Genomic DNA, 6,760 nt, shown 5'->3' with positions numbered 1-6,760 from the left:
ATCGAATTGCAGGGCGTCTGGGATTTTTCGCTACGCTCAAGAGGTAGTTTCTCTTTCGCGCCCTGCTCTTTCCGACCCGCTCTATCGAAATGACAATTTCTTTTATCTAAAGGATGTGTGCAGATGGCAAGGAATCGCACATTCCCCCCCCCTCCTTTTTATTTCCTCCAAACACCCTTGATGTGACGATCATCACTTTTTGGGGTGCCTGTTGTCATGGTGCACCCTGTTAATTCCAGGGATATTTGCGGTATAAAAATCAATTGAATCATGGAAACTACAATGAGTACCCGTGTCCAATGGACCGCCCAACCAACTACAGAAAAAAACACCAATGACTTAGCTAACAAATGGAACACTTTTGTTAACAGCCAAACCGACAACAAAACATTATGGTTTTTGGTATCACTGGTTTTTCAGGGCGTTTTTTTTCTGCCGGTACCCGCCATTTTAATATATTACTTTAATGCGCCAGTACTTGTTTTGGTTGTGACCTTAACCTTATTTTTTGCCAATATTATAGCCGGCATGGGCGGCGCCGGTATTAAAACCCTGCTTACCCTGTTTGCTGCAAGCATAGCGCTTCATGCGTTAATGCTCATTGCCTTCACCATATAATTTATATTTATGATTCCTCAAAAAATGAAAGCCGCCGTGATACGTGAGTTTGGCGCACCATTACAAATTGAAGATGTGGAGGTTAAAACCCCGAACGCCAACCAGATACTGGTTAAAGTAATTTCATGTGGTGTTTGCCATACCGATTTACACGCCTGCAATGGCGACTGGCCGGTAAAACCAAAACTGCCCCTTATACCGGGCCACGAGGCTATTGGCTATGTGGTAGCAATAGGCGCCGATGTTAAAAACGTAAAAGAAGGCGATATTGTAGGCGTACCATGGCTTTACAGTGCCTGCGGCTGCTGCGAGTTTTGTATTACCGGCTGGGAAACACTTTGCGGAACCCAGCAAAATGGCGGCTACAGTGTAGATGGCGGCTTCGCCGAATATGTTCTGGCCGATCCGCGTTATGTGGCTCACTTTCCGGCGGGGATCAATTTTACCGAGATGGCGCCAATTATTTGTGCCGGTGTAACTGTGTATAAAGGACTAAAAGAAACTGAAGTTAAGCCAGGCGAATGGGTTGCTATATCCGGCATTGGCGGCTTAGGGCACCTTGCCGTACAATATGCCAAAGCTATGGGCATGCATGTGGCTGCAATTGATGTTGCCGATGATAAACTGGAACTTGCAAAAAAACTGGGGGCCGAACTGGTTGTTAACGCCAAAGAGCAGGATCCCGGCACGTATCTGCAAAAAGAAACCGGGGGAATGCATGGGGTATTGGTAACTGCAGTATCGCCAATAGCTTTCAGCCAGGGCATATCGGCGCTGCGCCGCAAGGGTACTATCGCGCTGAACGGCTTGCCTAAAGGCGCCTTTGATTTGCCGATATTTGAAACCGTGCTTAACCGCTATACCGTAAGAGGATCAATAGTTGGTACCCGTAAAGATATGGAAGAAGCTATTGCGTTTGCAGTTGAAGGCAAGGTTAAGGCAACCGTGCATGCCGCTAAATTAGAGGATATCAACACAGTATTTGATGATATGAAAGCCGGTAAAATTGACGGCCGCGTTGTGTTGGAGATAGCCAAGCCATAAAAATTCCACCCAAAAAACACCATCATAGCCCAAGTAAAAGCCAGGAACTTAAGTGTTGCCTGGCTTTTGTTTGGGTTAAAAAACTACCGGCTTAAGCTTAAAGCAAATACGTAAAGTTAAAAGTTGTCTTTATTCATAAATACAGTTTATAGCTGGTTACTATATCTGCATATAAATATTAAATATCGGGGGTCCCGGGGAGAACCGATTCATCGGCACAAATCAGCACCTCGCCGATACAATGTCTCCAATAATATCCGACTTTGGTACTTTTAGGTTGATAAGGGATTAGTAATTAATTTATTCATCAAAAAAACTTAAAATTATGGGATTAGGAGCACCTGAAATAATACTCATTATTATTGCAGTATTGTTATTATTTGGCGGCAAAAAAATCCCTGAGCTTATGCGCGGCATGAGCCAGGGTTTAAAGGCATTTAACGACGGTAAAACCCAAAAAGACGCAACGATTAAAGAGTAATTTAACTAAAAAAAGGAAAACCGAAAAAGGCGCATGAGTTATCTCGATGCGCCTTTTTTGCTTGCAAAACACGGTCAAGCTTTCACAGCATTATTATCAGTAAATGTAATCCCTATGAACGAGGTGTGGACATATCTTTTTAACAAAAGAAAATTGTCATTTCGATAGAGCTTGCGGAGAAATAGAGGGGCGCGAAAGAGAAATCTTCGACGATTTCCATGCACTTGGCACCATTGTATAGCATATCGTCGAAGATTTCTCCTCCCCCCTGCGCGCAAGCCCGCCCGGTTCGTTCGAAATGACAAAAGGTTTTATTAATTGATGCGATTCAAAAGACGCGGTTACATCGTAAGACCTTGAAGTGGGGCGAAAGATTTCGGATATTCCAATACCCGGCAGCCCTTTTTAGCCCTCCATCTCCAACACCAGCATCACTGCGCTATTGCTCAAGGCTTCCATATCAGCTTCTTGCAGGCCCCACAAAGCAAGGCCGTCGCGTTCGTGCATCAGCCGGCCTTGCAATTCAAAGGCCCCGGCAATTACAAACGCATAAAACAACGAGCCAGGTGTTTTCAGGTGATAAAGTGCATCCGCACGGCCATCAAACCGGCCGATGTGCAGGTTAAATGGCAGCCTGAATAAAGTGGGGATAATACTTATTAATTCATTTTGCCGGTCATCAAAATCAAAGTTGAAGGTTTGCTTAAAAAACGGGAACACTTCTGTATCAGCGCCTATCTGTAGCTGCAAAAAGTTAACCCAATCATTTGGGTATGGGTTATTTAAAGTTAAAATATCGCCGCTGTTTGCATAATTTATATAAACCTCACCTACATCAACTACCGTACTTTTCCCTTCGGCATCCTCAACAAGCAGGGCGCCGGTTACAGGCACCGCTACAAAATAGCAGGCGTTTTGTACCTGTATGGTAATTGATTTACCGGCCGCCAAAATCTCATCGTTAAATACACGCAGGGGGCCAAAAGCTTTACGGTGCTCATTAAAATGCCCATCGTAATTAAAAGTGCTGCACCGCCTGAAGGTATTATTTTGGGTAATTACCCGCTGATCAGCAAGGTGAATCTGCCCGGGTGAGATCTTTTCCATGTTGTTGTAACTTTTGGAGTGAATGAATATTTACGTATGGCGGCAGTTTGAACAGGTTGCTCAACACTTCTTCATCGCCCATTGCATCGGGCCGGTAATCGGCTACCAGTAAAAAATCGGCAACGGTATCGTGCCAAACCAGTGCCTCTGTATAAAAATTAACTGCCACCTGGTGCCGGGCTTTGTCGTTAATATCAGAGTTGATGACCTCGAACTGAAATTTATTGAACTTTAAAAAACGCTTACCCACGTTATTAAGCACATCGGGCACTATACCACCTAACTGCTGCAAATACCCGGTTATAGCCGGGGTAACCATACCGGCAAGCCTTTGGGCCTTTGGCACGTGTTTTAGCAGGTCGGCATAACTGGTAAAAGCGGTATCGTGGCTATAGTTTTGGGCCTGCATTTTAAACTCCAGGTACGATGMCTCAAACACTACCTTATCCCATTGTTTGGCTGAGTTTAAATCGATAATTTTTCGATAGCAAAGTGTAATTACGCGGGTGTCCATGTTATTTCTGGTTAAGCAGGTACGCTCATGCTGATTGATAATACAAAGCCGGCAGTTTTGCTGCCGGTTATGGTGGCCAGTTCAAGGGTATAGCCATCGCTGAACACGCCATCGGTAGCGTTATAGGTATAACCGCTCATTCCTTTACTATAGCCTGCCACAGTAGCTAAAGCCGTGCCTGTTCCTTCAGGAAAAGCTATTTGTGTAACCTTTAGTGATGTACCTGCCGAATTGTATATATGCACGTGAATATGTGTGGCACGGCCGGTATACCAACCCGGGAAGATAGAGGTAAAAGAAACCAGGCCATTAGCATCGGTAGTTTGCCTGCCACGTAAAAAATGCACCGAAGTGTAATTGGTAGATTGTGAGCCGCTGCCGCCATACTCCGAATAATTACCTTCGGCATCGCAGTGCCAGATATCAACCAGCGCGCCCGATAAGGCATTGCAACTGTTATTGCTGTTGTTAACAGTAATATTAACTGTCATTTTATAACCGGTACGGTCGCTGGTAATATCACTCCGCACATATGATGCCGGTGAATGGGTTGGATAAGGCCCCTCGGTTTCAGTTTCAATCACACTGCAGGTGCCTGAGCTGGAACTTGACCCGGATGAACTGCCCGACGACGAAGTGGTGCCTGATGTACTGCTGGTAGTAGTGGTAACAGTTGAGTCTTTTTTGCAGGCTTCAACCAATACCGATGTAGACACTGCGCCGATCATCAGGCTTTTTAAAAAATTTTTACGTTCCATGATTTTAATCTTTTTAGTTTATATTTTGTGATGCTGGTTAACGATTCAAAAGTAAAATGTATCAGGAAAGTGACATACCATGTGTCGGTAAGCGAGAGTTTTGTGTCGATGAAAAGATAAGCCAGCTAAATAATTCGTTGTAAATAGTCCTATATTGGGGCAATACAAATCCTTAAAACTAAAAATGGCAGTGCGCAGGTATTTATGTTTCAGATTTTTGGTCATTGCGCTTTCATGGCAACTGCTTTTATGCCTGCATATTAACACCGCCACCGCCCAGTTACGTACCCCACGATTTGATGATGCCATCATGATAGATTTACAGGAACACCGTACCCCGGCCCAAACCGGTTTTTTCCTGTTTATGAGCAATCACCTGGAATACGGTAATATTGGTATACCGGCAGGCTTGCTGGTTGGTGGCATCGTCGGCAACAATAAGGAGATGCGGCAAAATGCGCTGTACGTGGCCAGTAGCACAGCTATCTCTGCCGGGTTAACCCAATTGATTAAAGTGCTGGTAAAGCGGCCGCGGCCATTCATCCAGAATATCAATATCACACCCGTTTACCGGCCGGGGAATTACTCTTTTCCATCGGGGCATAGTTCATCATCGTTTGCCACAGCAACTGCTTTATCGGCCGCTTACCCCAAATGGTATGTGATAGTCCCGGCCTATTTATGGGCAGGCTCAACCGCGTATTCAAGGATGTACCTGGGGGTACATTACCCCACAGATGTGGCTACGGGTGCAGGATTAGGAGCTGCGAGCGCGTTGCCGATGTTGTTTTTGAAAAAATAGTGTTTTTGGCGATTTTTAAATTTAATCATCCTCCATTACCAGAAATTTGTTATTTTAGGATAAAATATTACTAAATCTTATCATGACATTCTCTTTAGTAAAACTAAAACCTGCTTATTTATTCTTGCTTTTTCTATCAATGGTTATTGTAAGCTGTTCAAAAAAAGGCTCGGACCCAGCGCCACCTGTTGATAACACTCCAAAAGTTACTATCACATCATTAAGTGTAAATACAGGTGTATATGATACAGAAGTGGTTATCACCGGTACCAATTTTAGCGCAACATTGGCCGACGACCAAGTGTTTTTTAATGGCAAAGCTGCAACAGTAAGCGCAGCAACCGCAACAAAGCTTACCGTAAAAGTTCCGTTGGCGGCCGGCAGCGGGGCAGTAAGTGTGAAGGTTAGCGGCGGCACAGCTATAACAGGGCCAACTTTTACCTATCAGCAATCATGGCTGGTGAGCACTTTTGCAGGTGGCAGTACTTACGGTTACGCGGATGGTGCAGCAGCGGATGCTAAATTCTTCACGCCATCAGGATTGGCGTTTGATGCAGCCGGAAATTTAATTGTATCTGAGAACGGCAATAACGATATCAGGAAGATCGCCACTGACGGAACTGTAAGTACAGTTGCAGGCAGCAGAAGAACGGATAAGAATGATGGCAAAGGAACCGAAGCGAGCTTTTATGGTCCGACGGGGTTAGCTATTGACCCGGCGGGTAATATCTATGTTGCTGATTACTATAATGACCTTATCCGGAAAATAGATCCATCAAATAATGTCACGACTTTTGCGGGAGGAGGAAACGGACTGGCTGATGATGGCAAGGGAGCAGCTGCAAGTTTTTTTGGCCCAGCCGATATTAAAATTGATGGTTCGGGTAATTTTTTTGTAGCCGATTTAAATAATGAACTTATCCGAAAGATAACACCTGATGCCAATGTTGGTACATTTTCAAAAGTAGTGTTAAATCCCAAGTCAGGCACCCGATATAGCCCGGTAAGCCTCGCGTTCGATAAAGACTATAATTTGTATGTATCGCTTGAGCTGGGTTACAACATACAAAAAATCAGCGCTACTGGCGTAATTTCTACTTTAGCTGGTTATGGCCTATTWGGCACAACCGACGGACAGGGAAGTAGTGCCCGATTTGCAAGGCCTTATGGCTTGGCAGTTGATAAAGACGGTAATATTTATGTAGCCGATTTCCATAGGATAAGGAAGATTACTCCAGCTGGTCAGGTAACAACATTTGCAGGCTTTGAAGTTGGAGGCTTCGCTAACGGCCCAGCAACCAAGGCGTTCTTTAATAATATTGCAGGTATTGCGATAGATAAGCTCGGAAATATATTTGTAGCAGATAGCGGTAATCAGCAAATCCGCAAAATTGCATTTGAATAGCCACCTATTATAACGTCAAACTTTCAGAAAA

Annotated in this window: 8 protein-coding genes; 5 read left to right on the top strand and 3 right to left on the bottom strand. The window is 44.4% G+C overall.

Going from position 1 to position 6,760, the window contains the following annotated elements:
- Positions 1 to 270 precede the first annotated feature (270 nt).
- From AC1DV1_RS28550 to AC1DV1_RS28540, 3 genes are all read left to right on the top strand, one after another.
- Entirely contained in the window at positions 271 to 618 is a 348-nt protein-coding gene (locus AC1DV1_RS28550) for a hypothetical protein (protein WP_477367191.1), read from the top strand.
- 9 nt (positions 619 to 627) lie between these two features.
- Positions 628 to 1,662, top strand: a complete 1,035-nt coding sequence (gene adhP / locus AC1DV1_RS28545; RefSeq protein WP_477367188.1) for an alcohol dehydrogenase AdhP — start codon at positions 628 to 630, stop codon at positions 1,660 to 1,662.
- 325 nt (positions 1,663 to 1,987) lie between these two features.
- A complete protein-coding gene (locus tag AC1DV1_RS28540; RefSeq protein ID WP_477367185.1) occupies positions 1,988 to 2,143 on the top strand; it encodes a twin-arginine translocase TatA/TatE family subunit in 156 nt (51 codons plus the stop codon).
- 405 nt (positions 2,144 to 2,548) lie between these two features.
- On the opposite strand, the gene AC1DV1_RS28535 is transcribed toward AC1DV1_RS28540, so the two are convergent.
- The 3 genes from AC1DV1_RS28535 to AC1DV1_RS28525 are packed head-to-tail and all read right to left on the bottom strand — an operon-like array spanning position 2,549 to position 4,522.
- A complete protein-coding gene (locus tag AC1DV1_RS28535) occupies positions 2,549 to 3,250 on the bottom strand; it encodes a pirin family protein (RefSeq protein ID WP_477367182.1) in 702 nt (233 codons plus the stop codon).
- Positions 3,213 to 3,764: a hypothetical protein gene (locus AC1DV1_RS28530; protein WP_477367179.1), complete on the bottom strand. Its 552-nt coding sequence runs from the start codon at positions 3,762 to 3,764 to the stop codon at positions 3,213 to 3,215. The genes AC1DV1_RS28535 and AC1DV1_RS28530 overlap by 38 nt, the downstream gene beginning before the upstream one ends.
- Positions 3,765 to 3,775: 11 nt before the next feature.
- Positions 3,776 to 4,522 (bottom strand): dioxygenase family protein, encoded by a 747-nt coding sequence (locus AC1DV1_RS28525; RefSeq protein WP_477367176.1) that lies wholly within the window; start codon positions 4,520 to 4,522, stop codon positions 3,776 to 3,778.
- 184 nt (positions 4,523 to 4,706) lie between these two features.
- Between AC1DV1_RS28525 and AC1DV1_RS28520 the strand changes: the two genes are divergently transcribed.
- Both AC1DV1_RS28520 and AC1DV1_RS28515 read left to right on the top strand, forming a co-directional pair.
- Positions 4,707 to 5,324: a phosphatase PAP2 family protein gene (locus AC1DV1_RS28520; RefSeq protein WP_477367173.1), complete on the top strand. Its 618-nt coding sequence runs from the start codon at positions 4,707 to 4,709 to the stop codon at positions 5,322 to 5,324.
- 82 nt (positions 5,325 to 5,406) lie between these two features.
- Positions 5,407 to 6,729 carry an NHL domain-containing protein gene (locus AC1DV1_RS28515; RefSeq protein ID WP_477367169.1) on the top strand — a complete coding sequence of 441 codons (1,323 nt, stop codon included), beginning with the start codon at positions 5,407 to 5,409 and terminating at the stop codon, positions 6,727 to 6,729.
- The last annotated feature ends 31 nt before the right edge of the window (positions 6,730 to 6,760 follow it).

Source organism: Mucilaginibacter sp. P4_D1, from assembly GCF_056401935.1.
The sequence above is the reverse complement of the archived record's forward strand: the minus strand, read 5'-3'. Positions and strand labels throughout refer to the sequence as shown.

Bases quoted from the DNA above. Each gene is read 5' to 3' on its own strand.
- AC1DV1_RS28520 (WP_477367173.1), top strand. From the start codon at position 4,707: ATGGCAGTGCGCAGGTATTTATGTTTCAGATTTTTGGTCATTGCGCTT.
- AC1DV1_RS28550 (WP_477367191.1), top strand. From the start codon at position 271: ATGGAAACTACAATGAGTACCCGTGTCCAATGGACCGCCCAACCAACT.
- AC1DV1_RS28540 (WP_477367185.1), top strand. From the start codon at position 1,988: ATGGGATTAGGAGCACCTGAAATAATACTCATTATTATTGCAGTATTG.
- AC1DV1_RS28535 (WP_477367182.1), bottom strand. From the start codon at position 3,250: ATGGAAAAGATCTCACCCGGGCAGATTCACCTTGCTGATCAGCGGGTA.
- adhP (WP_477367188.1), top strand. From the start codon at position 628: ATGATTCCTCAAAAAATGAAAGCCGCCGTGATACGTGAGTTTGGCGCA.
- AC1DV1_RS28525 (WP_477367176.1), bottom strand. From the start codon at position 4,522: ATGGAACGTAAAAATTTTTTAAAAAGCCTGATGATCGGCGCAGTGTCT.